Consider the following 24,782-nt stretch of genomic DNA (forward strand, 5'->3'; position numbering starts at 1 on the left):
AATATCGAACACCATGAACTTAATTGGATTGAGCGCCAATCAACGAACGTGTTCTAGCAACGTGACTGCCTACTTGGCAATGTCAATATTAACGACGCAACACGGACGTCTCTGTATTGGTAAAAGCAGTATGTAGTGAGTCCTTTTGTGAATATTTCAGTCGATACCATAGAACAATCCCTCCTTAAACAGCTACCAGGTTGTTGGGGATGCAAAGATAAAGATTCGGTATTCCGCTACGTAAATCAGGAATACGCAGAACTGTTGGGACACACGTCGCCCGAGGAGTGCGTCGGTAAAACTGATTTTGAGATGGCAAGCCCAACCACTGAATGTGCACAAGAATTTCAACGCCAAGATAAACACGTCATCGAAACTGGTGAGTCACTCAAAATTCTTGATATCCATCCTTATCCAGATGGCCGCTGGCGAGCGCATATCTTTACTAAAACACCGTGGCGAAATGACAATGGTAACATCGTAGGGACCATTTTCTACGGAAGAGAACTCACCGACACCGCCGTGATTGAAGTGGGGTATTGGGTTTGTCGTGCAATCAGCACCAACCCTAATCAGCAATCCATCTTCCGTTTCTCTGATTTACAACCAAAACCAGAGAAGCTCACATGTCGCGAGCAAGAAACGCTTTTCCTCCTGCTCTACGGCAAGAAGCCACAATTCATCTCTCAGGTCATGGGCATATCAACAAAAACCGTTGAAGGCCACGTCGCACGCTTACGTAATAAGTTTGCAGCGAACAGCAAGAACGAACTAATAGATAAAGCAATGGAAGCTGGCTACGGATCTGTTGTACCCAAAACGCTGCTTAAGCATCAATTATCGGTAGTGTTGAATGGAGAGCGATAATTCGCGCCACTTTCTACCTAAAAAAACACCGCCCAAGTGGGCGGTGTTTGTTTATTCATGAGGCACGAGAGTTTATGGCGCTAGACGGTCAATGTCCCAACTTCCGTCATGTTGGGAGAAAAGAAAGCGGTCATGAAGACGATGTTCACCACCCTGCCAAAACTCGATGCTCTGTGGTTTTACGCGAAAGCCACCCCAGAAGGTTGGAACCGGTATTTCACCCTTCGCAAATTTCTGTTTTAGCTCTAAAAACTTACCTTCTAGTACACCTCGAGCAGAAATACGGCTACTTTGCTTGCTCGCGATTGCGGCTAATTGGCTCTCTTTTGGACGAGAAGTAAAGTATTTCATATTTTCTACGGCGGTGAGCTTTTCCGCCACACCTGTAATATGAACCTGGCGCTCTAACGGATGCCAAGGGAAGTGCAAACTAATATTGCTGTTATGCTCAAGCTGCTGGGCCTTGCGACTGCCTAGGTTGGTGTAAAATACAAAGCCATTTTTGTCGACGTTTTTCAATAGAACAATGCGTTGAAACGGCATGCCATTTTCATCAACCGTTGCAACTGTCATCGCAGTCGGATCCGTTAAACCCGCTTCAACTGCTTGCTCTAGCCACAGATTAAATTGATCAATAGGATCAGCTTTCAAATCTTTACGACGTAGCCCACCTTTGGTGTACTCACGACGAATATCAGCAAGTTCCATCTTTACTCCTTCACTCGTTTTTGTCGATTGTGCTCCCGATACTGAGGAAATACAAGGACATCATTGTGCTTGTTATCGTTGCCGCTCACAGCATCACAGTGTGTCATTTGATACCATGACACAAAAAACCAGTGAGCTGATCGTGAACTTACTCAACCCTAAAGCCCTACGCCATTTTCTATTGCTACTGTGTGCCGTTGGCATTTCAGGGCTTGCGCTTACTCATCATTACGCAACTCAATACCAACATGATCAGTGGCAACAAAAGCTAGAGAGACAAGCAGCGCAAGTGTCGCAAGAAGTCGACTACGAGCTGGCAAAGTTTGAACAGATACCAAACCTATTAAGTCACGATCCGAGATTACTCAAAGCAGTAGAACGCGGAGCGCCCTCTCACGAGCTCAACCTATTGTTAGCAGATTGGTTGAAACAAAGTTTGGCCGATACGATTTACGTTCATGACCGCACAGGGTTGGTCATTGCCTCAAGTAACTTTCAGCAAGAAGATACGTTTGTTGGTTCCAGCTTTAGCTATCGTCCCTATTTTAAAAATGCGCGACGCGGTGAACCTGCTCAATATGTCGGGTTAGGCGTTCGTTCAAATAAACGTGGGTACTTCTTCTCATCTCCGCTTTGGGTAAATGATGAGGTCGTTGGCGTGATCACGGTAAAAGTGAATTTGGAGCAGTTGGAACAGCGTCTTTCGCAAACCACGACGGACGTACTCATCACGGATAAACACAATGTCGTGTTTATGAGCAATTTGCCTAACTGGCGCTATCGTGCACTTTTCCCGCTGTCACCGAGTGCGATAAACGAGCTTACCGAAACGCGTCAGTATGGCGATACCTTACCAGAGTATTTTGGTGAGCTTACCGCGCAAAGTGGCGTCAGCGAGTTTGCTGATAATCAATTGCTCCTCTCACCCAATTACCTCGCATACGCGACACATTTATTGGATAAAGGATTTCGCGTCGTTGCCTTGATAAACCACAACACCGTCCTTGCCGCCGTTTTACAGGCTGATATCGTCTTCCTGATTCTATATGCGCTCATTGCGCTGATTGCGTTGGCGTGGTTCCAAACACTCGTGAACAAGGCACGCCTAGCCGACCTTAATGTGAGCCTAGAAGAAAAAGTGGTGCAACGGACACTAGTGCTGAGTGAAGCCAACCAAAAGCTACAACAGACCATCCGCCAATATGAGCAAAGCCAGCAAGAGCTCAAACAAACGCAACAAGAGTTGACCCAAGCCGCGAAATTAGCATTATTGGGTGAGCTGTCTGCCAGTATTAATCATGAGATAAATCAGCCACTTTCCGCACTAAGAACCTATACCGAAAACTCGCAGCGTTTGTTGGCAATGGAAAAATACCCAATGGTCGCCGACAACTTGGGCAAAATGCTAACACTCAATGACACCATTTCGGAAGTGATCGCACGCTTAAAAGTCTTCACTCGGAAAGCCACGCACGATTCACACAATGAAATCGCGGTACTGCACGACGCAGTACATACTGCCACCAGCATTTTGAGCAACAAACTCATTAAACAAGGGGTGACATTAAAAGTCCCAGCCATCGATTATAATGTGAAGCTAGCAATTCACAGCGTTGAGTTAGAGCAAGTTCTGATCAATCTCTTCCACAACGCTGCACAAGCGATGGAAAACTACTGCATTGATCCGCAAATATCTATTGCCGTTCAGTGTCATGATGACAGCTGTGACATTCTTGTTTCCGACAACGGGCCCGGCATGTCGGACGAAGCCCTAGCAAAAGTCTTTGACCCATTTTTTACGACTAAGCCAGAGGGCTTAGGATTAGGTTTGACCATCTCCAAACGCATTTTAGAAAGCTATCATGGTTCACTCAGTGCTTATAAACATCAGAACACGGAACAACAAGCAGGAGGCATGACCTTTATCGTAACGCTGCCAATCGCTATCCAAAACCAACGCAACCCAGAAGTGGAAAACAACCATGAATAATCCCGTTTTCTTTGTTGATGATGAACCACATATTCGTGATGCCGTCGCTCAAGCACTGCTTATTGAAGGGATAGACGTCACCTGCTTACCAAACGCCGTGGAAGCCTTACGCGTTATCGACCCAAATACGCCAGCGATCATCATCACCGATATCCATATGCCCGTGATGGATGGATTGGAGTTCATGCGAACGTTGCGAAGTAAAAACGATCACTTTCAATTTATCGTACTTACCGGACATGGAGATGTGAAAACCGCGGTAGATGCGATGAAAAGCGGCGCGTACGACTTTCTCGAAAAGCCTTTTGCAACGGAACAACTTATGAAGTCGCTCAATAACGCTGGTGATAAGTTGAATCTATTGCAGGAAAACATCTGGCTTAAAAAAGAGCTCGACATGCAAACTCATGTTGGTCCGAAAATGATTGGTCACAGTAAAGCCATGGTGAGCATTCGTCGCGCTTTGATCAGCGCACCAACGAACCAGCCGATCATTTTTGTTGGTCAAGATGGCACAGGTCGCCGGCTCGCCGCACAATTTGCCCACGACATACATGCAACGCCAGACAACGAGTTAATCGCCGCTTCTGGTGAGGATCTATATGAGCTTTCATTAGAAGCCCTCGATAAAGCCATACATCGCTTGATTGAAGGAAAAAGCCATTGCAGCTTGTACTTACATAGTGCTGAGCATGTCTCATATGAACAATGGCAATGCTTGTTTAACCACCCGAAACTTGAGCGTGTTTTTGGTGCGACAACCCAAGTTGATCCGTCTATCAAAGCCCTGGCTACTCTAATTCACTTGCCGACACTCGATGAAAGAAAGGAAGATATAGGGCCTTTATATAAGCACTTTGTACGCCACGCTGCGAGTCGTTACCAGCTTCAACCGCCACACATCAGCTTAGAAGAAGTCAAACATCTGACCGATTTAGAATGGCCAGAAAATATTAAGCAGCTACGCCAATTTGCAGAACTTCGCGCGCTCAAGCCAGATACCTTCCGAATGGAAGATTGGAACAGTGAAAAAAGTATCGAAATTCAGAGTATGACTCAGCGCACAGAATACTTTGAATATTGCTTATTATTCGATGCACTACAAAGACACCGAGGCAGACTCAAAGAGGTTCAACTAGAATTACAGGTATCACGCAAAACCTTGTACGACAAACTAAAAAAACATCAGTTGGATAAAACCAAGTTCAAGGCGCAATAGCCATACTCTGACGGTATCTCCACTTTTCTTTTGCTAGAGAAGCATTGAAAACGCTCATTCGGAGAGAGAATGGTCTTCGTCTCATATTTTTATTCGCCGAGCATACTGACATGATCGGTTAATAATAATAAGATCAAAAAGATAATCAGCATTTATATAAGCAGGGACTGTGATGAGCCGAGATAACTACAACAAACTCAACAATGAAGAGTTGGATTTTGTTGACGACAAAACTGCAGCATTGCTCCTCAACACCCCCAACAGCGCACGTTTGATGCTCTGGGTGATGGTGTTGTTTTTTATTGCTGCAATAGGCTGGGCATCTTGGGCTGAAATCGACCAAGTCACTGTTGGTCAGGGAAAAGTCATTCCTTCTTCACAGATTCAAGTTGTCCAAAACTTAGAAGGTGGCTTAGTCAAAGAAATTTTAGTCAAAGAAGGTCAGTTGGTTGAAAAAGGTCAGCAGTTGCTTCTTATCGATGACACTCGCTTTCGCTCTGATTTTCGTGAGCGTGAACAACAAGTTGCCAACCTAACTGCGTCTGTGCTGCAACTCTCAGCTTCAATCAACAGTGTTGCCGTGAATCGTGATTTTGAAACGGAAAACTGGCGCCAAAGCGTAGTACTCGATTATGGCAAACTGACCTTTCCACCAACTTTAGAAGAAACTCAACCGAAACTCACTCAGCGCCAGAAAGCTGAATACCGCGAAGATTTAGACAATTTACGCAACCAACTTTCGGTGATTGACCAACAAGTTCAGCAAAAGCAGCAGGACTTAGTAGAGATTGAAGCGCGAGTAAGGAACTTACGTCAAAGCTATCAATATGCGAAGAAAGAATTAGACATCACCAAACCGTTGGCTGATGAAGGTGTTGTGCCTCGTATTGAATTACTCAAGTTACAACGCCAAGTCAACGACACCCGCCGCGAAATGACTTCCAGTGAGCTCAAAATCCCGGTATTAAAGTCAGCGATTCGAGAATCCATGCTTAATCGCATCGATGTTGCGCTCAAATTCCGCTCTGAACAGCAAGAGAAACTCAACAGCGCCCAAGACCAGTTATCTGCTTTGGTTGAATCAGCAGTGGGTTTAGAAGATAGAGTCAATCGAACCGTTGTGAACTCGCCAGTCACAGGCAAAATCAAAACGCTGAACATCAACACCGTTGGGGGTGTTATCCAGCCAGGCATGGATATCGTCGAAATTGTACCAACTGAAGATACGTTATTAGTAGAAGCGAAAATTGCGCCAAAAGACATTGCATTTTTGCGCCCAGACCTACACGCCATCGTGAAGTTTACGGCTTACGACTTCACTAAGTACGGCGGCTTAGAGGGTGAATTGGAACACATCAGCGCAGATACAACCCAAGATGAAGAAGGAAATAGCTTTTACATCGTTCGTGTCCGCACCGATAAAACGAATTTTGGTCAAGATGCAGATTTACCAATCATTCCAGGAATGACGGCATCGGTCGATATCATCACAGGGAAGCGAACCGTTTTGGAATATCTACTTAAACCGATTTTAAGTGCCAAAACGAACGCCTTGAAGGAGTAAATCACACCAAGGTACTCACAACGGCGAGTATTGAGCGATAAGTGATTAAATAAAAAGCACTTGTTTCTCACTGACGAACCCTTTAGAAGAGTATACTTGTGATATGAGTCGAATATGCGATCCAATTTGAAGCGTAAAGTTACATTATTAATCAGTTTAAGTTGTTTTTCGTTCCAAATTGGTGCGTTAAGCAGTAAAGAACAACAATGGGTCAATACGGTCACAGCGGTGTACGGCGAACGTGCGGGATTGCGCGTAAATACATGGCGAAAAAACCTCGACTTATTTAAACAATTAGAGACACATGAACAGCTCGCTGGCGTCAACGACTTTTTTAACCAGCTGTATTTTGTTGACGACATAAAACTGTGGGGAAAGACAGATTATTGGGCTACGCCACTCGAATTTTTAGGGAGTAATGCAGGGGATTGTGAGGATTTCACCATCGCCAAGTACTTCTCGTTACTCGAGCTAGGAATACCAGATTCTAAGATGCGTTTGATCTACGTAAAAGCCATCGAACTGAATCAGTTTCACATGGTATTAGCTTACTACCCAACCCCAAGCTCTGAGCCGCTCATTCTCGACAATATCAACCCTGATATTGTCCGAGCCTCTAAACGTAGCGACTTGCTACCGATATACAGTTTTAATGGTACAAACCTGTGGTTGATGAAGTCTTCTGCTAGCACTGGAGAGCTGGCAGGGAAAGCATCACGGTTGAGCCTTTGGAATGACTTACGCTCGCGCGAACGTAAGTTGCAGTTAAATAAACCTAAAATTAACTATGACGAGTGAGAAACATGACCCTATATAAGAAGCTTGTAGTGGGAATGGTTACGGTCTTTATACTCTTGTTGGCATCAGTATTCGTAATCCAATTCAACACGACTCGAGACAGCTTGGAACAACAGCAACGTTCAGAGGTCAACAACACCATTAACACCGTAGGTTTGGCATTGGCTCCTTACCTTAAAGACAAAGATAAAGTCGCGGTAGAATCCGTGATTAATGCTCTGTTTGACGGCAGCACCTATTCGGTTGTTCGCCTTACCGCTTTAGATTCTGACTACCAAATCGTGCGCACTTACCCGGTAAAACCAAGTACGGTGCCACAATGGTTTATCGACATGAATCTATTCAAAGCCATTCACGATAAGCGCGTAGTAACCAGTGGTTGGATGCAACTTGCTGAAGTGGAAATCATTAGCCACCCAGGAGCAGCTTACGAGCAGCTCTGGCAAGGCTTTATTGGTTTGTTATCTGCATTCAGTGTCATTTTCCTGGCTGGTTTAATTGCGATTTCGTACATCCTCCGTCGCTCACTAAAACCATTAGCGGCCATCGTGAAAAAAATGCATGAAATCGCTAATAACCAATTTGGTGAACCACTTGCTCGTCCAAGAACTAAAGATCTGATCGCGGTGGTAGATGGCATTAACATGATGTCTGCTCAAATTGAGCTGTCATTCAAAGAGCAAGCGAAAGAGGCACAACGACTGCGTGCTCAAGCTTACCTCGATCCTATCTCCAAACTGGGTAATCGCTCGTTCTACATCAACCAAATCGACCAATGGTTGGCAGAGCAAACGCAAGGGGGTATCGCGCTACTCCATGCAGAATACATTGGTGACATTTACGAGACAAAAGACTACCAACGCGCCGATGCCCACGTAAAAGAGCTGTCTCAACGTCTGAAAAACACCATTGATGTGCCGGGAGCTACCATTGCACGCCTATCTAGTGATGAATTTGGTCTGCTTTTCCCACACATGGATGAAAGCGAACTACGCATTTTGGCGGACAGCATCGTGAACTGCGTTAACGGGTTGAACACTGATCCAACAGGTCTAGCCAAACCAAAAGCAGCCTTAGGTGTTGCGCATAGTAAAGACCAAAAAACGCGCTCTGAAATCTTATCTATGGTGGATAATGCGCTCTCGAAAGCCAAAGCTCAACCAGACAAAGCTTACGGCTTTATCGGCAGTGACACACCTTCTAACTTAATGGGTAAACAGCAGTGGAAAGCGCTGGTTGAAGAAGCGATTCATAGCGATTGGGTTAAATTCCGCTTCCAAGCAGCGAAGAACACTTGGGGTAAAGTGTTCCATAACGAAGTGTTCTCAAGCATCGAAAAAGAGGGCGAAACGTTCCGTGCCAACCAATATTTATTCGCACTAGAGCAGCTAGACGCCACCAATATTTTCGACCAATACGTTATTGAGTCGATGATTAAGATGCTAGAAAGTGGCGAGCTAACCGATCCTGTCGCGATCAATATTGCGCAAAGTAGCTTGTCTCAGCCATCGTTCATTCGCTGGACCACCAGCATGTTGGAAAAACACGCAAAAGTGGCCTCTAAGCTACACTTTGAAATTCCAGAGGAGTGTTTTATTGATCAGCCTCACCACACGGCGCTGTTATGTAATGCCATTCGCCAATCCGGGGCTGAGTTTGGCGTAGATAACTATGGACGTAACTTCCAATCATTGGAGTACATCCAAGAGTTCCGCCCGAACTATGTGAAGCTCGATTACCTATTCACACACAACTTACACGACGAAAAACAGAAATTCACGCTAACGTCGATTTCTCGTACTGCCCATAACCTAGGCATTACGACTATCGCGTCGCGTATTGAAACTCAAATCCAGTTGGACTTCCTCACCGAGCATTTTGTTGAGGTATTCCAAGGATTCATCGTCGACAAGGAATAAAAAGGTTTACCACAGATGAAAGACCCTTTACTGAATTCGCTCATCTACGTTAGCCGTTACTATGGGTTAGCTAACTCGCCAGAAGCGCTGGTCAATGGCCTTCCGCTTTCAGACGGCAAGCTAACTCCATTTTTACTACCAAGAGCAGCGGAAAGGGCCGGATTGGTTGCCAAGGAAAACCGTGCAGAGCTGGAGAACATCTCCAGCCTGATTCTGCCGGCAATCTTAGTTCTTAAAGGCGGTGACTCATGCGTTCTCAACAGCATTAACGCGGAGACACGCGAAGCCGAAGTCACCACCTTAGAAAGTGGAATGGTGCCAATCTCCATTCCATTAGAAGACCTACTTGAGCAGTACACTGGTCGCTACTTTTTAGTTAAAAAGCAATTCCGTTTCGATGAGCGCTCTCCCGAAGTGCTCAAAACCAACGAAGGTCACTGGTTTTGGTCAACCTTGTGGCAGTCAAAACGTATCTACCGCGATGTTTTAATCGCCTCACTTCTCATCAACCTCTTTGCCGTTGCCGCCCCGCTGTTCACTCGTTTGGTGTACGACAAAGTGGTACCGAATCTCGCGTTTGAAACCTTATGGGTATTGGCAAGCGGCATCTTTGTTGTCTTTCTATTCGATTTCATACTCAAATCGTTGAGAAACTACTTTATTGATGTCGCAGGAAAGAAGTCTGACATTCTGATTTCCTCCAAGCTGTTCAGCAAAGTGATGGGCATCCGAATGGAGTCCAAGCCGCCTTCAGTCGGCGCATTCGCTCGCCATCTTCAAGAGTTTGAATCTATTCGAGAATTCTTCACGTCTGCAACCGTCAGTGCCCTAATTGACCTGCCTTTTGCCATTCTGTTCTTGGTGATTATATGGCTAATGGCTGGCGATCTTGTGTATGTTCCAATGGTCGGCGTGGTCATTTTGATTGTTCATTCACTACTGATTCAAGGACCGCTACGTCGCTCTATAGAGGAGGGGTCACGCTTAGCATCGCAAAAATACGCCAACTTAATTGAGAGTCTAGCGGGGCTAGAAACCGTAAAAATGCTCAGCGCGCAAAGCCAATTCCAATACCGTTGGGAAGAAGCGGTGGCGCACATGGCGAACTGGAACATCAAAAGCCGCCGCATTACCGACAGCATCCAGAACGCGGCTGGCTTCGTACAGCAAAGTAGTAACGTTGGGATGATCATTCTCGGTGTTTATCTGATTGCAGAAGGCGAACTCACCATGGGTGGCTTAATTGCCGCAACCATGTTGAGTGGTCGCGCCATAGGGCCTTTGGTTCAGTTGTCTTTGCTCTCAACGCGCTACAACCAGGCGAAGTCTTCTATGACGATTATCAATCAAGTCATGGAAATGCCGGATGAGCAAGAAGAAGGGAAACGCTACATCCATCGCCCAATCATCCAAGGTAAGATTGAAATTGATCGCGTAACGTTTCATTACCCAGACTCTCCTGTCGCGTCTATACGTAACATTTCTCTCACGATAAATCCTGGTGAAAAAGTCGCGATAATCGGTCGGATTGGTTCGGGTAAGACAACGTTAGAGCGCTTGATCATGGGCTTGTATAAGCCAACAGAGGGACACGTACGTATAGATGATACTGATATCGCACAGCTTCACCACGTTGATGTTCGACGTAACATCGGCTGTGTGCCTCAAGATTCGAATCTATTCTTCGGTTCGATTCGCGACAATATTACCTTGGGTCGTCCACTAACGGATGACCGAGACGTGCTTGATGCAGCAAACCGTGCAGGCGTGACCGCATTTACACAATCGGATCCAGCTGGTTTAGAACGTCAAGTTGGTGAAGGTGGTGCGATGCTTTCTGGTGGTCAACGTCAATCAGTCACGATCGCTCGTGCATTTTTGGGCCGTCCTCCCGTCCTACTCATGGATGAACCGACCAGCGCGATGGATAACCGCTCTGAAATGCATATTAAGCACCAGCTATCTCAGCTCAAACCGAGCGAAACATTGATACTGATTACGCATAAAACGTCGATGCTCGACATCGTTGATCGAGTAATTGTGATGGAGAAAGGCAGCATCATTGCTGATGGTCCTAAAGCGCAAGTGCTGAATGACCTAAAGCAAGGCAAAGTACGTGCGGTTAGCTAACCGAAATTAGCATTTAGAAAAGAGAAAGGCCCCGTTTGACTCATGTTTAACGGGGCTTATTTTATTGAGAATCCAAGATAGTTAAGCTCTTCAAGGGCTATCCAAACGAGCACTAGCCCCACAATCACGACCAACATCATAATCGCCTTTTCATCTTCTTCCATTTGATAGATATCCTAGCAAGCCATTTCACTCAACACGTCTTAGGTTATCAGGACAAAAATCATATTCAGCACGTTTATACGATCCTAGCCTCATACAATACCGGATATGAGATACAGCTCAAACATTAAACACTTTAAAACCGCATCAACTTTGGTTGAATATATGCGGGGAGCGCAAACAGAAGTAAAGCTCTGCACACTATTGATAAAACTCTACAACTCTCCGTAGGCTCTAGGGCTAAATTCCTAAGTAGAGAGACGAAAATGGAGAGAAAAAATTTGTGATTACTTACATCAGAAAATCAGCTATAACAGCGGTTTTCTTAATATCGTCGAGTTGAAGAAATGAATGATTGGATCCATCTAGATCAAGTGAGCCAGTATTTCACCGCTGGCTCTCTCGGGTACAAAGTCTTAATGGGCATTATTGTCCTGATTGCTTATCGCATTCTGAAGAGAATCGTCAATCGAGCCATTTTAAACTTAGCGACCTCAAAAGGTGTAAAAAAGGCCCGCCTGAGTTTTATTCAGCGTTGTTTTAACGTCGTGCTTTTATTTTTAACCGCTTCTGTTTTTGCCATTATCACCGGGATTGGCTATGGCGATGTGTCATTGTTCCTATCGTCCATTTTCGCCGTATTGGGTGTGGCGTTTATTGCGCAATGGTCAATTCTGAGCAACATCACTGCCAGCTTTTTGATCTTTTTTGTCTTCCCATACCGAGTGGGCGATCGCATTAAAGTCGTAGACAAAGACGAAGACATCAGCGGCGAGATTCAAGAAATCAGTATGTTTCACGTGTTAATTAAGCACGATAACGGTAACTTGATCACTTACCCAAACAACCAGATTTTGCAAAAAGCGGTACTAAAGCTGGCGAAAAACAAGCCAGAGCCAAGTAAAGCAAAATCTCGGATTTATACTCGCAGAAAGAAATAACCCACTAAAAAGCCGATGTAGATACATCGGCTTTTTAATATCACTTGGTAGTCACAAATAACCCAAAGTTAATGGAGAACAACAGTGAAGAGACAAAACGTATAAACTGAAAGGTCACCGCTGTATTCTTTCATGATAAACACATGACACATCGCCGAAACCAAAAGCGCCACTTTAACCAAAGTAAGCTTCTTCTTTACGAACCTTAAATAAATACAAAAAATAGAGATGGTGCAAGCAAAGAAAAAATCGTCACTAGTTCCATCTTCCTTAAAATACAAGGACATGATTTTAGTTAAGCTTATATTTTTAGCTTCATTATGAGCCACCCACTAATATTTAGCGAGATAAGGGCAGAAAAGAGGTAAAAAACAAGACTGACCGAAACAAAAAGTAGTGCATGCACTTTTTCTTCTAAGCTCTCTGGATGAACATTCATATCCACATCAAACACCCCCGCTATAAAGTGTGCAAATACCGTGGAAGAGGCTGTAGAAAGGCCTCCTACCATAATGATAATAATCCCTCGCCTTAAGAAACGATGAAATGTACTTTTCCCGCCTTGGATCAGGTCTGAGTTTACATATTTTAATCTATTTTTCCGCCTATTAATCATCACTAGTATCGGTACCTTTATCATTGTTTCCAAGAGAGTTTTCTACATTTTTAAGATCTTCCTTTAACGCTTTTATACACGATATTCATCGTCGTTGCATTCACTGTAGTTATGCCGTCGGCTTACCCTATAAGAAAGCTCTTTAGATACCAATTCGTACTTTATCTATCTCAAATCTCTTCTTGACCTCAACTTAGCTTGAGGTTTTAGCCTTAGTCGCACGATTCAAAATCAACAATGAAAAAGGAACCATTGTGTCCAAAATTGCGATTATTTATTTCTCTAAAACCGACGTTACTGGTCAGCTTGCTCGCGCGATTGCCGCAGGCGTTGAACAACAAGGCATTAAGCAGCAAGATGACTGTGAAATCCTCTCTCACCGAATTGAAGGCAGTGAGATTATTGAGGGACGTTTTGTGAACCCTAAACTAATGGATGAACTTGCTGAGTGTGATGCGATTATCTTTGGCTCACCGACCTATATGGGCGGTGTAGCAGCGCAGTTTAAAGCATTTGCAGATGCAAGCAGTGAATCTTGGTATTACCAAAAATGGGCGAGCAAAATCGCGGCTGGCTTTACCAGTGGTGGGGCAATGAATGGCGACCAATCTTGCACATTACAATATCTACAAACGCTCGCTAACCAACACGGCATGATGTGGGTCGGGTTGGATAAGATCAGCAATTCTGGGGAGCAAAACCTGAATCGTTATGGTGTACAAGGTGGTATTGTTGCACAAGGTGGTGAAGGTGGTCAGTTGCATGCTTCTGATGTTGCAACGGCGGAGTATCTTGGCAAACGAGTCGCAATGCTAGTGGACAAGCTCTCCGCTCGCTAACAATAAAAAGAAGCCCCGTAAGACACATCTTCGGGGCTTCATATTTATCGCTTGTTTTGAGCGCTACTTCTTGATGTAGAGATCTTTCGAGTAGATACGACCTTCTACGTTGTTCTTGGCAAAACCGCCAACCGTAGGACGAACCAAACGCGCTTGCATGTAATAATAGATTGGCGCAATGGGCATATCTGCCGCCAGCAACCGTTCAGCTTGGTCGTAAAATCCTTGGCGCGCTTTCTCATCGGTTGCAGCCAATGCACTGTTCATCGCGTTGTCGTACGCTGCATTGCTGTAACGTGCAAAGTTACCCGAAGAACCTGAGCGAAGTAAGCTCAGGAAAGTAGACGCTTCATTGTAATCACCGCACCAGGAAGCACGCATCACATCGAAATTGCCTTGTTTACGCGCCACTAAGTATGACTTCCACTCTTGGTTTTCTAACTCCACGTTTGCACCGAGATTTTTTTGTAGCATCGACGCTATCGCAACGGCGATAGATTTATTTGCCTCACTGGTATTGTACAGCAATTTGAAATCCAAAGATTTGCCATCACCGTATCCCGCTTCTTTCAGCAGTTCACGCGCTTTCTCATCACGTTGTTGTTGACTCCAGTTACTGTATTCTGGCGGCGTTGCATCAAACCCTGCGGTGTACTGATGCGCAAAAGTATAAGCAGGAAGGTTGCCCACTTGCGTGACACCATTTGTAATCACATCGCGCATGATGGAGTACGACACCGCTTGACGCACTCGCGCATCATCAAATGGCGGACGAGTGGTATTGAACGCGTAGTAATACGTGCACAGTAATGGCACCACCGTGTAAGCCTGCTTGTAATCTTGTTTAAGCTTCTGCGCCATATGAGTCGGCACATCTGACGTGATATCCAGCTCTCCTGCCGCATAACGATTGATCGACGCGTTTTGGTTTTCAAACGGAATGTAAGTCACTCTGTTTAAATGCGTATCTGCGCTGTCCCAGTAACTTGGATTCTTAACCAGTTCAATGCGCTCATTCACGACCCACTTATCCAATGTGAATGAACCATTGCCAACAAATTGGTCTGGATCGCTCCACGGCTTGTCGCGGTTTTCCACTGTCGCTTGATGCACTGGCATCATGGACGTGTGCCCAGTCATGGCAACAAAGTACGGCACTTGACTGTCCAACTCAAAACGTAGGGTGTATTTATCTACCGCCTTGATACCGAGCTCGTCCAAAGGCTTTTTGCCCTCTGCTACATCGGTGATGTTTTTGATCTTGGTGAGTTTGAGATACCAAACATTTGGAGAAGCGGTTTTCGGATCTACCGCTCGGCGCAGTGAATAGACAAAATCATCCGCCGTCACAGGCTCGCCATTCGACCATTTTGCGTCTTTGCGTAAGTGAAAAACAAAGGTTTGGTTGTCCTTGGTTTCCCATGATTCTGCCACACCGGGAATAATATTTCCGTCACGATCTTGAATCACAAGCCCTTCAAATAAGTCACGAATCACATGCATTTCTGGCAGACCTTCGGCTTTCGCTGGGTCAAGCGTCGCCGCCTCTGCGTCATTCGCACGTACTAAATGCTGTTCTGCGGCAAGTTGAATGCCTTTAGGTAAGGTCTCCGCAGCAACTGATGTAGCAAGAAAAGGGGTGAATAAAGAGGAAATCAGCAACGCCGTTGAATGTTTTTTAAAATCCATATCGTTTTTCGTTCTCCTAACGCGTCTTGTGAAGCAAGTGCCACAATTAACATTTCAACCGTTGACGAGTTTAAACGGTTCGGTTTAGCTAGGTTTAATTAGCTTAGATATTGATACTACTTCATCAATCAGGAGATTACGGTGAGTCTAATTCCAAGAACGGAAAGAGCGGCATTTTTAATTCGGCCAACAATATACGGTCAATCCGTGCTTGGTGCGCCATTACTGTATTTTCCGGCTCAAGTCGAAAGTGCTTCGCGAGGTTTGATTTTAGCAGGCACTCACGGGGATGAGACGGCCTCGATTGCAGGTTTGTCCTGCGCGCTAAGAAGCTTGCCTGCTGAAAACTTACGACATGATGTGATTCTGTCAATGAATCCTGACGGCAACCAGCTAGGCACACGCGCAAATGCAAACCAAGTGGACCTCAATCGCGCGTTTCCAACCCAAAATTGGACTGAGCATGGCACAGTGTATCGATGGAGTTCTCACACACCCGTTCGAGACGTAAAAGTGAAAACTGGCACTAAAAACCAGCTAGAGCCAGAAGTTAGCGCATTAATTAACTTGATTGAACTACGCAAGCCAAAGTTTGTTGTGTCGTTTCATGAACCGCTTGCGTTTGTAGATGATCCAAAACATTCCAACCTTGCCAAATGGCTCGGCGAGCAGTTCCAACTGCCAATCGTAGACGATGTCGACTACGAAACACCCGGCTCATTCGGCACTTGGTGTAGTGAACGTAATTTACCTTGCATCACGTTAGAGTTACCTGCGATTTCTGCCGATCTCACCATTGAAAAACATCTGTCCGCCTTTATTGCTTTGCTGAGGCACAATCCGGATCTTTAGTCCGCTGTTGGTTAAGCGATCATGTGAGGATCTGCTTGATGTCGGTACTGATATCGCTGATCAACTGACGGGCACTGTCGTCTCTTTGCTGAACCAAGATGATAAACAGCAAATCGGTGATCACGTTTTGCGCGGTGCGTGAAGCAATGGATGAGCTGCGATGTTCCGTTTCATTTGCAATCGTATCAAACGTAATATCGGCAATACCGCGCAAGCGACTTCTCCCAGGAGCAGATAACGCAATCACCTTCGCGCCCTGCTCTTTTGCCGCTTCTGCCGCGACGAGAATTTCTTTGCGTTCGCCCGAATACGAAATCGCAATCTGCACATCTTCTGAAGAGAGGGTACGAGCAACAGCAATCTGCACGTGGCTGTCTTGTTCAGAAAGCGCCGTAATACCGAGTTTAAGCAGTTTAAAGCTTAAATCCTTCGCGGTCAGGGCTGAGCCCCCAATCCCGACCACTTGCACTCGACGCGCTTCACTCAACCATTTCACCGCTTGGTGACACGCTTCGTAAGACAGCGTATTGGTGGTTTGAAACATAGCGTCGGTTTTCGCTTTCACCAGTTTCTGTGAAATAACCGCAATGGGGTCGTCAGCCAAAATATCACTGTGCAGCGGTGTCGACTGCATCGCATGCTTACGGCCAATCTCTTCATTCAGAGCTAATTTAAACTCGCTGTAACCTTTAAAGCCAATACGCTGAGTAAATTTCACAATGCTCGATTGACTCACTTTTACTTGCGCCGCAAGTTCTTGGCTAGTGAGCAGCGCCGCCTTTTCTGCGTTTTCAACAATCCAATCGCCGACCAAACGACCACTTTGCGAAAGCTGAGTACGCCTCGCGACTATCTTATTGACAACTGACACAACAAAAACCTCAAAAAATTTAAATAAATTATTCCAGAACAAAAATAATCGGAGTTTGATTTAACCCCATGATTACTCTAACCAAGCCAGTTTATACCGGATGTAATGGACGTATGTTTTCTCTCATTATTCCAAATTTCTCCTGCACAAAGAATAACCTCAAGTGTGATTTTTATCACCAAAACAGAATATTTTATTCCATAGAATCGCCCTCAGATTGAACATTACGAAGAGTGTAAAACATGAAAATTGATTTAAGCCGATTGGTGACAGAAAGCCGTAATCCAGCCAGTGCAGAGATTGATACGCTTTCGACCATCGAGATGCTGCAAGTCATTAATGAAGAGGATCAAAAAGTCGCGCTCGCGGTCAAAGCAGTGCTACCACAAATTGCAAAGACGGTTGATGCAATTACTGCAGCGTTCGCCAATGGTGGCCGTTTGGTTTACATGGGAGCTGGCACATCAGGCCGCTTAGGAATTCTTGATGCGAGCGAGTGTCCTCCTACCTACGGCACGCATCCAGATATGGTGATTGGCTTAATTGCTGGTGGACACCAAGCGATTTTGAAAGCGGTAGAAAACGCAGAAGACGACGCGAAAATGGGTCAAGACGACTTAAAAGCGCTTCACCTCACCAAACATGACGTGGTTGTAGGCATTGCAGCGAGTGGCCGTACACCTTATGTACTAGGTGGTTTGGAGTACGCTAAATCCATCGGTTCTACGACCGCATCTATCGCCTGTAATCCGGAATGTGCAATGGCAAAAGCGGCCGACATCGCGATTCTGCCGATTGTTGGCGCAGAGGTCGTTACTGGCTCTTCTCGCATGAAAGCCGGCACCGCACAAAAACTGGTGTTAAACATGCTCACGACAGGTGCAATGATTCGTAGCGGTAAGGTATTTGGCAACTTAATGGTGGATGTAGAGGCCACCAACGCCAAGCTCATCCAACGCCAAACCAACATTGTTGTAGAAGCAACTGGCGCATCAAAAGAAGAATCAGAGCGAGCATTAAATGCCTGCGATCGCCACTGCAAAACTGCCATCTTAATGATTTTGGCCGATTTGGATGCCGAACAAGCCAAATCACGCCTCGCCGCGCACAACGGTTTTATTCGCGCAGCACTAAATAATAACTAAATAATCCGAGTTCTGAAGGATAGACCCTATGGCAAAAATAACTTCAAACACAGTATCGCAGTTGCTGTCCGCAGTGGGTGGCAGCAGCAACGTAAGCAAATGTGGTAACTGTATGACGCGTTTGCGTTTATCGCTCGCCAACAATGGTTTGGCTGATCAGTCAGTTATCAAGCAAATTCCCGGCGTAATGGGTGTGGTAGAAAGCGACGAGCAATTCCAGATCATTCTTGGTCCCGGTAAAGCTCAGCAAGCTGCCGATATGATGAATAAGTTGATCGACAGCTTAATCTCTGGTGACAGTGAAGAACCAGATATGCCGCAACAAGATCTTTCTGCCGTCGCGGCCGAGCAGAAAAAACAGATGAAGAGCAAACAAACCAGTGCGGTTCAGCGTTTTTTAAGCAAGTTTGCCACCATCTTTACACCGCTGATTCCCGGCTTTATCGCTGCGGGCTTGCTGCTTGGTTTTGCCACGTTATTGGAACAAATCTTCGTGCTCGACCAAACGCCAAGCCAGTTTATGTTGGATTTGATTGCCTATATGAAGGTCTTTGGCAAAGGCTTGTTCGCTTTCTTAAGTATTTTGATTGGTTACAACGCTCAACAAGCTTTCGGTGGCTCAGGCGTCAATGGCGCCATACTCGCTTCCCTATTTGTGTTGGGTTACAACCCCGATGCAACGTCAGGCATTTATTCAGGAATGAATGAGTTCTTCGGTTTTGCGATTGATCCTCGTGGCAACATTATTGGCGTGTTGATGGCAGCGATCATTGGTGCTCAGGTCGAGAAAAAAGTGCGTCAGTATATGCCTGACGATCTGGACATGATCTTAACCTCAGTTGTCACGCTTTTGATCATGGGTGCTGTAACGTTTTTGATCATCATGCCAATCGGTGGTGAGCTATTCAAAGGCATGTCTTGGTTGTTCCTAAACTTGAATGACAACCCATTAGGCGCTGCAATCTTGGCAGGTTTGTTCTTAATTTCTGTGGTATTTGGCATCCACCAGGGTTTTGTTCCAGTGTACTTCGCATTGATGGAAGCACAGGGCTTTAACTCGCTATTCCCTATCCTAGCGATGGCTGGTGGCGGTCAGGTTGGCGCGTCAATGGCGCTGTATTTCAAAGCCAAAAAAGACGCTCTACTGCGCACTCAAGTTAAAGGCGCTATTATTCCTGGCCTTCTAGGTATTGGCGAACCATTGATTTACGGCGTGACATTACCACGCGTAAAACCATTCGTTACCGCTTGTATTGGTGGTGCTGCGGGCGGCTTCTTTATCGGCTTAGTTTCTTACCTTGGCTTGCCAGTTGGTCTTAATACGGTGTTTGGCCCGTCCGGTATCGTGGCGATTCCTCTCATGACATCAGAAAATGGCATCTTCCCGGGCATGATGGTGTTTGTTGCTGGCCTGCTTATCTCTTACATCGTCGGCTTCCTCGCGACTTACTTCTTTGGCTGCAAAGACGTCGATTTAAGCTAAATCATTCTTCCCCTATAGGAATGGACTAGCTCGCGCCCTTGGCAAACAAGGGTGCCCCCTCTCTCTACTTCACGACAATTTTTCTTATTCCGTTACTCGGAAGGGGCTTTGTCGTACCTAAAACAATAGAAATGAAAGGTCGTTAATCATGAAAAAGCACATTTTGACTCTACTTCTCCCTACGTTGATGGCATCAAACGCAATGGCAGCGCAGCTGTATCAAGCGGAAGATGGGTCAGTTTTAAATATTTACTCTCGTCTTGGTTTCAATGTCACCAGTAAAAATGACGAGCACGGTGATGCAAATGGCGAGTTTGATGGCCGTATTGGTTTAAACGGTTCACAAACCATCAACGAGTACGCGTCGATCATCGGCCAAGCGCAATACCAAGTGGGTGCCGCTGAATACGCAAACCAAGTAAACGACAAACCGTCTCTGACCGCACGTTATGTATGGGCGGGTGTTGATGCGAAAGATTATGGTCGCATTACTGGTGGTCGCGTGGCATCTGGATTGATTATGTTTACCGACATTGGTGATGTGTTCGCCTCTTCCGATGTTTCTATGGCGCGCCAAGCCAATAAAGTCGACAAAACCGCGACGCAAGTTTTCCGTCAAGATGGCACGCTGCAATATCAAAACAGCCTAGGTAATTTCGACTTTTCTGTCGCGTACATTTTAGGAAACAACACTTCTGAGCTCGACTACGGTTACAACGCTGCACTGCGTTATACGCTAGACATGGGGAATTTGGGTACCTTGGCGCCAGTGGTGGCGATGCAGAAAAATAAAGGTGATGCACGTGAAAGCAACGACACCGATTACACATTCTGGGGCGCAGGTACGCGTTACTACTTAGGTGATTTGATGTTGGGTGCGTTGTACTCGGAAGATGAACTAGAGGGCTATTACTCACAAACTAGTACCGACAAAGTGATGGAACTGACGGCGGTTTACAGTGTAAATGACAAATGGGCACTGCGTGCTGGTTATCGTTCTTTAGAAAACAGTGATGGTGACGAGCTAGAGCTGAAAGATACAACGCTAGAAATGCAATACAAACTGACGCCTCGTTCTTCTATCTACACAAACTACGTTGATCGTAACGGCTCGCGTGGCTACAGCAATGGACAAGAAGTCTCGTTTGGCGGTGCGCACGCAGACGAAAGCTACTACCACTTAGGTCTGCGTTACGAGCTGTAAGCACGATACTTAATGTAAGTTAGCTGAATCCATGAGCTTCTTCTATGTCCGGTCAGTAGTTATTGCCTTTAATGCTGATTTGAAGAAGCTCACCCTCACAATATGTTTTCTTCGTTACCTGTTTTGATCAACACGCCTGCATCAGGAAAGCTGGTGACAGTGTTTTCGCATTCCTTTGCTTCCTCAATTGTTGCTAAGTTTGTTGTCGCTATTCGCCGACAGAATATATGTTCCTAAAGTGATCAATGAACGCTCGCGTTCTTCTTGGTAAGTGCTTACGTTTTGGGTAAAGCAGATAAAGCGGCAAAATCGCATCCGTTTGCCAATCTGGCAGCAAACTCACGAGTTGTTCTTTTTGTGCAGGTTCGAGTTTAGCCAGTGCAAATTCATCTAACATGGCTACACCACAGCCAGCCAAAGTAGCATCCAACATGGACTGGACAAGATTAAAACTCAGCACACTTTCTAACTCAATGCTGCACTGTTGTTGAGTTTGCTTATGCCTAAACGTCCACTTATCTAACACTAAGTCGCGACTTTTATAGAGGATGTGCTCCAAGTCACCAAGCTTCTCTGGCGTACTTACATTTGGTTTATCAGCTAAATACGAGCGATGAGCGATCGGTTTACAGTGTAAAGTGCGTAGCTGATGGCCGACGTATCCCTCTGGAGGAGTATCGGTAAAGTAGAATGCGATATCAAACCCAGCCTCAATCAAGTCGAGAGGTGTCTCTGTGAAGATCACTTCGACGCTCACTTGTGGATGTTGCAATCGAAACTCGATCAATGTTTGGCTGAGTAACGCGGCTCCGAAAGAAGCAGACGCCGCTATTCTCAATTTTCCCGATACGATCTCGTTTGCCATGACTTGCTCATTGATCTGCTCAGCGCCTTCGCGCAGTTGCTTTACCTGCTGATAAAACCGCAAACCATCGTAGGTCAAATTAAACTGGCGCGTAGTTCGCTGAATAAGCTGCACCGACAATATCTCTTCAAGCTGTTTAAGTTGCCGACTTACATGCGCATTCGAACAATTCAGTCGCTTTGCTGCGCCAGCAATACTTCGCTCCTCGCACAAAGCAACATAAAGTGGTACGTAGCTGAGCCATTTTATTTCCATACAGTAATTCTGAATCTCTAAAATCAAACTACTGGAAATAATAGAAAGCATCTAAACTCTGTACAACCTAAATTTGAAAGGATGAGTTATGAGTGTTTTCGACACGTGGTTAAAAGGTCAAGTCATTAAAGATCACATCACTAATCCCAATATCATCGTTGGCGATTACAGCTATTACTCGGGCTTCTATCATCAAAAAAGCTTCGAAGAGCAAGCGGTACGCTACTTGTTGGGTGACCCCGTCACACTTCAAGAATGGCAAAGTAGAGAACCCGGTAGCATCGACAAATTAATCATTGGCAAGTTTTGTTCCATCGCTTCTGGAGCCACCTTTATGATGGCAGGAAACCAAGGTCATCGCATTGACTGGATTTCAACCTTCCCCTTCTCTCCTGAAGAATTTGGAGAGGGCGTACAAGACGGTTTCGAGCGTGCCGGAGACACGGTGGTGGGGAATGATGTTTGGATTGGCAGCGAGGCGATGATCATGCCCGGAGTAAACATCGGCGATGGAGCCGTCATCGGAGCACGCACCGTAGTGACGAAAGACGTCCAACCTTATTCGGTGGTGGTTGGAAACAACCAAGTCGTACGTCAACGATTTAGCGATAAAGAGATTGAAACTCTACTCAATATCCAATGGTGGAACTGGCCAATAGAACACATTAAACAAGCAATGAAAGTAATGTGTAGCAGCCAAGTCGGTGGGCTTGCGGACTACTATCAAGAGCACATTGTCGATTTGTATTGTAGATAAACAAAAGCCCACACATCTTGTTGCGGCGTGTGGGCTCAGTGAGTAAGAAAGCTTAAACCGCAGCGACGTCCTCTTCTTCCAAGTTCGCCGAGACTTTAATTTCGTATTGATTGAAACGGAACGAACAACCGCCATGAGTGCGCTTTGTCGTTACTTGTTCGTCGCCAAACTGCACCGTCACGCGAGTGAAGACACGCTCTTTGGCTTCGACAATATTTTCTTCTAACGCGACTTCAAAGTCATGTTCCGTTTGTTCTAGCTTTTGCTTTATCGCTTCAAGCTGCTCGTTGTTTTGTGTTTTCATCACATCAATCTGAGCTTGTTCTTCGTCGGTACGTTCGGCTTTAGGACGTTTCTTAAATTCGAGCTCTTTACGAATCACATCCATCGTTCCTTCTTGAGCGCGTTTGTATTGATCTTTGAGCTCTGCCAATCGCTCCTTAAATGCAGAATAGCGCGCGAACGCTTCTACCTTAGTGACGGTGTCGCCTTCTACGCCCAATTGTAAGCACACAACTTTGTCACCGACTTTTGCATCTCCGCCGCTGAGCGTGCCGTTCCTACCGTTCGCATCCAGCACCGTCAGATTGCGCCCACAAACAATATCGTTATTCATGCTGTGCACCGCCAACTCAATATCTTCGCCGGCTTGCAAATCACAATATTGGGCGTAGCTGGCACGAATCGAACCTTTGGCTTTGACGTGACAACTTTTTGGCTGGCCATCACTCACGGTGTGGCCAATGATACCTTTACCAACTTGAATGTCGTCTTGCGCTTGTACGTCAGCCGATTCAATGAAGCCGCCTACAGTAATAGAGCCCGTTGCTTTAACAATCATTCCGGATTCAATATTGCCACCGATAATCACATTCCCTTTAAATTTCACGTGACCTGTATTTACGCCAACGCTATTGAGGCAAAGTGCGTTATCAACTTCAATGGTTTTGTCTTTAATCAGAGGCGTACCGGATACCGATGCAATCAATAGGTTTGGGTCGTGCTTGCTTATCTCGGTGCCCTTGCCTGGCTTCATTGGGCTGTCTTTTCCAGCTTGTGGAGGAATCACTCGCCCTTGAACAGTAAAACCAGGCGTACCTTGGGTCGCAGGCGTGCGGCGCATCACCTCATCGCCTACGTCAACCGCGATAGTTTCACCGAGGTTACGTAAATCAATTTTGTCGCTAGCAGATTGGCCGTCTTTGGGTTTGAGGATGCGTTTGGTGATGTCTTTAACGAGAGGAGTAAAAAGAGCGTCTTTGCCTTTGATAGGTTGCTTACCTACCGCTACAGGTTGAGAAAAAGTTTCGCCGGGTTTGAGCTGAGTGCTGACAACCAACACTTTCTTCAAAGCCAGTTTGTTGATGCCTTTCGAAACTCGCGCTTGAGCAAGGGCTTGAACAATCTCGGGGCCACGTAAACCTCGGCCTCCGTACGCGCCGACAACGTTCATACTGGCGAGCATGTCATTATTCGATAATTCAACCTCAACTTGCGCGTTGCGCTTTTCCGCAATGACGATGCCTTCGTAAGCCTCGGCTTTACGTTCTTTGGCGCAGTTAATGAATCTCACGACTTCCCCCTCAACAACAAACATCTTTTCAGCGTTCACTGCGACGAGCTGCTCGTTTAATTCATTTTGATTTAGTTCACCACCGAGGTCCACTTCTCCCGGAAGACGGGCTATCACCTTGGTCTTATCTTCAGATAACTCAAGACACAGCTTCCACATACCCTTACCACTTTGCTTCCCATCAACACTTTCAGTCTACCCAAATCCGTTTTCTGAACAAACCTCGCATTTCTTATTATAGGGCTCACGTCACTAAAGAAAGTAATCCATCAATAACGGTTAAACAGATATTAAGAGAGCATTTCGATTTAACCTAAAGCTCAATCAAAATACAC

Annotated in this window: 20 protein-coding genes; 14 read left to right on the forward strand and 6 right to left on the reverse strand. The window is 45.6% G+C overall.

Features of this window, described 5'->3' with window-relative positions; translation table 11 throughout:
• Positions 1-147: 147 nt before the first annotated feature.
• Positions 148-867 (forward strand): PAS domain-containing protein, encoded by a 720-nt coding sequence (locus L3V32_RS13885; RefSeq protein WP_170892450.1) that lies wholly within the window; start codon positions 148-150, stop codon positions 865-867.
• 72 nt (positions 868-939) lie between these two features.
• On the opposite strand, the gene pdxH is transcribed toward L3V32_RS13885, so the two are convergent.
• Positions 940-1,575 carry a pyridoxamine 5'-phosphate oxidase gene (pdxH, locus tag L3V32_RS13890; protein ID WP_005392142.1) on the reverse strand — a complete coding sequence of 212 codons (636 nt, stop codon included), beginning with the start codon at positions 1,573-1,575 and terminating at the stop codon, positions 940-942.
• Between the two features lie 115 nt (positions 1,576-1,690).
• Here pdxH and L3V32_RS13895 point away from each other — a divergent pair, with 115 nt between their 5' ends.
• The 7 genes from L3V32_RS13895 to L3V32_RS13925 all read left to right on the forward strand — a co-directional run bounded on the left by L3V32_RS13895 (position 1,691) and on the right by L3V32_RS13925 (position 12,298).
• A complete protein-coding gene (locus L3V32_RS13895; RefSeq protein WP_237284605.1) occupies positions 1,691-3,565 on the forward strand; it encodes an ATP-binding protein in 1,875 nt (624 codons plus the stop codon).
• Positions 3,558-4,784, forward strand: a complete 1,227-nt coding sequence (locus L3V32_RS13900) for a sigma-54 dependent transcriptional regulator (RefSeq protein WP_237284537.1) — start codon at positions 3,558-3,560, stop codon at positions 4,782-4,784. The genes L3V32_RS13895 and L3V32_RS13900 overlap by 8 nt, the downstream gene beginning before the upstream one ends.
• Positions 4,785-4,956: 172 nt before the next feature.
• Positions 4,957-6,348, forward strand: coding sequence for an HlyD family type I secretion periplasmic adaptor subunit (locus L3V32_RS13905; protein WP_005392136.1), 1,392 nt, complete (start codon positions 4,957-4,959; stop codon positions 6,346-6,348).
• Between the two features lie 114 nt (positions 6,349-6,462).
• Positions 6,463-7,146 carry a transglutaminase-like cysteine peptidase gene (locus L3V32_RS13910; RefSeq protein ID WP_005392134.1) on the forward strand — a complete coding sequence of 228 codons (684 nt, stop codon included), beginning with the start codon at positions 6,463-6,465 and terminating at the stop codon, positions 7,144-7,146.
• A gap of 5 nt (positions 7,147-7,151) precedes the next feature.
• Positions 7,152-9,065 carry a LapD/MoxY N-terminal periplasmic domain-containing protein gene (locus L3V32_RS13915; RefSeq protein WP_031780239.1) on the forward strand — a complete coding sequence of 638 codons (1,914 nt, stop codon included), beginning with the start codon at positions 7,152-7,154 and terminating at the stop codon, positions 9,063-9,065.
• 15 nt (positions 9,066-9,080) lie between these two features.
• Positions 9,081-11,195 (forward strand): type I secretion system permease/ATPase, encoded by a 2,115-nt coding sequence (locus L3V32_RS13920; protein WP_182033889.1) that lies wholly within the window; start codon positions 9,081-9,083, stop codon positions 11,193-11,195.
• Between the two features lie 509 nt (positions 11,196-11,704).
• A complete protein-coding gene (locus L3V32_RS13925; protein WP_012842403.1) occupies positions 11,705-12,298 on the forward strand; it encodes a mechanosensitive ion channel family protein in 594 nt (197 codons plus the stop codon).
• Positions 12,299-12,599: 301 nt separating this feature from the next.
• Here the strand turns inward: L3V32_RS13925 and L3V32_RS13930 are convergent, their stop codons facing one another.
• Entirely contained in the window at positions 12,600-12,938 is a 339-nt protein-coding gene (locus L3V32_RS13930; protein ID WP_104973199.1) for a hypothetical protein, read from the reverse strand.
• A gap of 230 nt (positions 12,939-13,168) precedes the next feature.
• Here L3V32_RS13930 and L3V32_RS13935 point away from each other — a divergent pair, with 230 nt between their 5' ends.
• Positions 13,169-13,753, forward strand: coding sequence for a flavodoxin family protein (locus L3V32_RS13935; protein WP_048625492.1), 585 nt, complete (start codon positions 13,169-13,171; stop codon positions 13,751-13,753).
• Positions 13,754-13,816: 63 nt separating this feature from the next.
• On the opposite strand, the gene L3V32_RS13940 is transcribed toward L3V32_RS13935, so the two are convergent.
• Positions 13,817-15,442: an ABC transporter substrate-binding protein gene (locus tag L3V32_RS13940; protein WP_237284538.1), complete on the reverse strand. Its 1,626-nt coding sequence runs from the start codon at positions 15,440-15,442 to the stop codon at positions 13,817-13,819.
• Positions 15,443-15,583: 141 nt separating this feature from the next.
• On the opposite strand from L3V32_RS13940, the gene mpaA reads away from it, so the two are divergent.
• Entirely contained in the window at positions 15,584-16,294 is a 711-nt protein-coding gene (gene mpaA, locus L3V32_RS13945; RefSeq protein ID WP_237284539.1) for a murein tripeptide amidase MpaA, read from the forward strand.
• A 19-nt stretch (positions 16,295-16,313) separates the two neighbouring features.
• Here mpaA and L3V32_RS13950 read toward each other — a convergent pair whose 3' ends face one another.
• A complete protein-coding gene (locus L3V32_RS13950; RefSeq protein ID WP_237284540.1) occupies positions 16,314-17,165 on the reverse strand; it encodes an SIS domain-containing protein in 852 nt (283 codons plus the stop codon).
• A gap of 242 nt (positions 17,166-17,407) precedes the next feature.
• Between L3V32_RS13950 and murQ the strand changes: the two genes are divergently transcribed.
• The 3 genes from murQ (at position 17,408) to L3V32_RS13965 (ending at position 20,997) form a co-directional block, all read left to right on the forward strand.
• On the forward strand, positions 17,408-18,310 hold the full coding sequence (gene murQ, locus L3V32_RS13955; RefSeq protein ID WP_104970363.1) for an N-acetylmuramic acid 6-phosphate etherase: 903 nt from the start codon (positions 17,408-17,410) through the stop codon (positions 18,308-18,310).
• A gap of 28 nt (positions 18,311-18,338) precedes the next feature.
• The gene (murP, locus tag L3V32_RS13960) at positions 18,339-19,793 is read left to right on the forward strand and encodes a PTS N-acetylmuramic acid transporter subunit IIBC (RefSeq protein WP_237284541.1); all 1,455 of its coding nucleotides are present in this window, start codon (positions 18,339-18,341) and stop codon (positions 19,791-19,793) included.
• A 148-nt stretch (positions 19,794-19,941) separates the two neighbouring features.
• Entirely contained in the window at positions 19,942-20,997 is a 1,056-nt protein-coding gene (locus L3V32_RS13965; RefSeq protein ID WP_237284542.1) for a porin, read from the forward strand.
• A gap of 208 nt (positions 20,998-21,205) precedes the next feature.
• Here L3V32_RS13965 and L3V32_RS13970 read toward each other — a convergent pair whose 3' ends face one another.
• Positions 21,206-22,117, reverse strand: coding sequence for a LysR family transcriptional regulator (locus L3V32_RS13970; protein WP_237284543.1), 912 nt, complete (start codon positions 22,115-22,117; stop codon positions 21,206-21,208).
• Positions 22,118-22,205: 88 nt separating this feature from the next.
• Here L3V32_RS13970 and catC point away from each other — a divergent pair, with 88 nt between their 5' ends.
• Positions 22,206-22,874: a type C chloramphenicol O-acetyltransferase gene (gene catC, locus L3V32_RS13975; RefSeq protein WP_104973207.1), complete on the forward strand. Its 669-nt coding sequence runs from the start codon at positions 22,206-22,208 to the stop codon at positions 22,872-22,874.
• A 52-nt stretch (positions 22,875-22,926) separates the two neighbouring features.
• On the opposite strand, the gene L3V32_RS13980 is transcribed toward catC, so the two are convergent.
• A complete protein-coding gene (locus tag L3V32_RS13980; protein ID WP_237284544.1) occupies positions 22,927-24,606 on the reverse strand; it encodes a DUF342 domain-containing protein in 1,680 nt (559 codons plus the stop codon).
• Positions 24,607-24,782: the final 176 nt, after the last annotated feature.

Origin of the sequence: Vibrio sp. J2-4 (genome assembly GCF_021728155.1) — a bacterium.
GTDB lineage: Bacteria > Pseudomonadota > Gammaproteobacteria > Enterobacterales > Vibrionaceae > Vibrio > Vibrio diabolicus.

Excerpts from the sequence above, each read along its gene's own strand:
- pdxH (WP_005392142.1), bottom strand. The coding sequence starts at position 1,575 with ATGGAACTTGCTGATATTCGTCGTGAGTACACCAAAGGTGGGCTACGT.
- L3V32_RS13895 (WP_237284605.1), top strand. The coding sequence starts at position 1,691 with ATGACACAAAAAACCAGTGAGCTGATCGTGAACTTACTCAACCCTAAA.
- L3V32_RS13900 (WP_237284537.1), top strand. The coding sequence starts at position 3,558 with ATGAATAATCCCGTTTTCTTTGTTGATGATGAACCACATATTCGTGAT.
- L3V32_RS13905 (WP_005392136.1), top strand. The coding sequence starts at position 4,957 with ATGAGCCGAGATAACTACAACAAACTCAACAATGAAGAGTTGGATTTT.
- L3V32_RS13910 (WP_005392134.1), top strand. The coding sequence starts at position 6,463 with ATGCGATCCAATTTGAAGCGTAAAGTTACATTATTAATCAGTTTAAGT.
- L3V32_RS13915 (WP_031780239.1), top strand. The coding sequence starts at position 7,152 with ATGACCCTATATAAGAAGCTTGTAGTGGGAATGGTTACGGTCTTTATA.
- L3V32_RS13920 (WP_182033889.1), top strand. The coding sequence starts at position 9,081 with ATGAAAGACCCTTTACTGAATTCGCTCATCTACGTTAGCCGTTACTAT.
- L3V32_RS13925 (WP_012842403.1), top strand. The coding sequence starts at position 11,705 with ATGAATGATTGGATCCATCTAGATCAAGTGAGCCAGTATTTCACCGCT.
- L3V32_RS13930 (WP_104973199.1), bottom strand. The coding sequence starts at position 12,938 with ATGATAAAGGTACCGATACTAGTGATGATTAATAGGCGGAAAAATAGA.
- L3V32_RS13940 (WP_237284538.1), bottom strand. The coding sequence starts at position 15,442 with ATGGATTTTAAAAAACATTCAACGGCGTTGCTGATTTCCTCTTTATTC.
- murQ (WP_104970363.1), top strand. The coding sequence starts at position 17,408 with ATGAAAATTGATTTAAGCCGATTGGTGACAGAAAGCCGTAATCCAGCC.
- murP (WP_237284541.1), top strand. The coding sequence starts at position 18,339 with ATGGCAAAAATAACTTCAAACACAGTATCGCAGTTGCTGTCCGCAGTG.
- L3V32_RS13965 (WP_237284542.1), top strand. The coding sequence starts at position 19,942 with ATGAAAAAGCACATTTTGACTCTACTTCTCCCTACGTTGATGGCATCA.
- L3V32_RS13970 (WP_237284543.1), bottom strand. The coding sequence starts at position 22,117 with ATGGAAATAAAATGGCTCAGCTACGTACCACTTTATGTTGCTTTGTGC.
- catC (WP_104973207.1), top strand. The coding sequence starts at position 22,206 with ATGAGTGTTTTCGACACGTGGTTAAAAGGTCAAGTCATTAAAGATCAC.
- L3V32_RS13980 (WP_237284544.1), bottom strand. The coding sequence starts at position 24,606 with ATGTGGAAGCTGTGTCTTGAGTTATCTGAAGATAAGACCAAGGTGATA.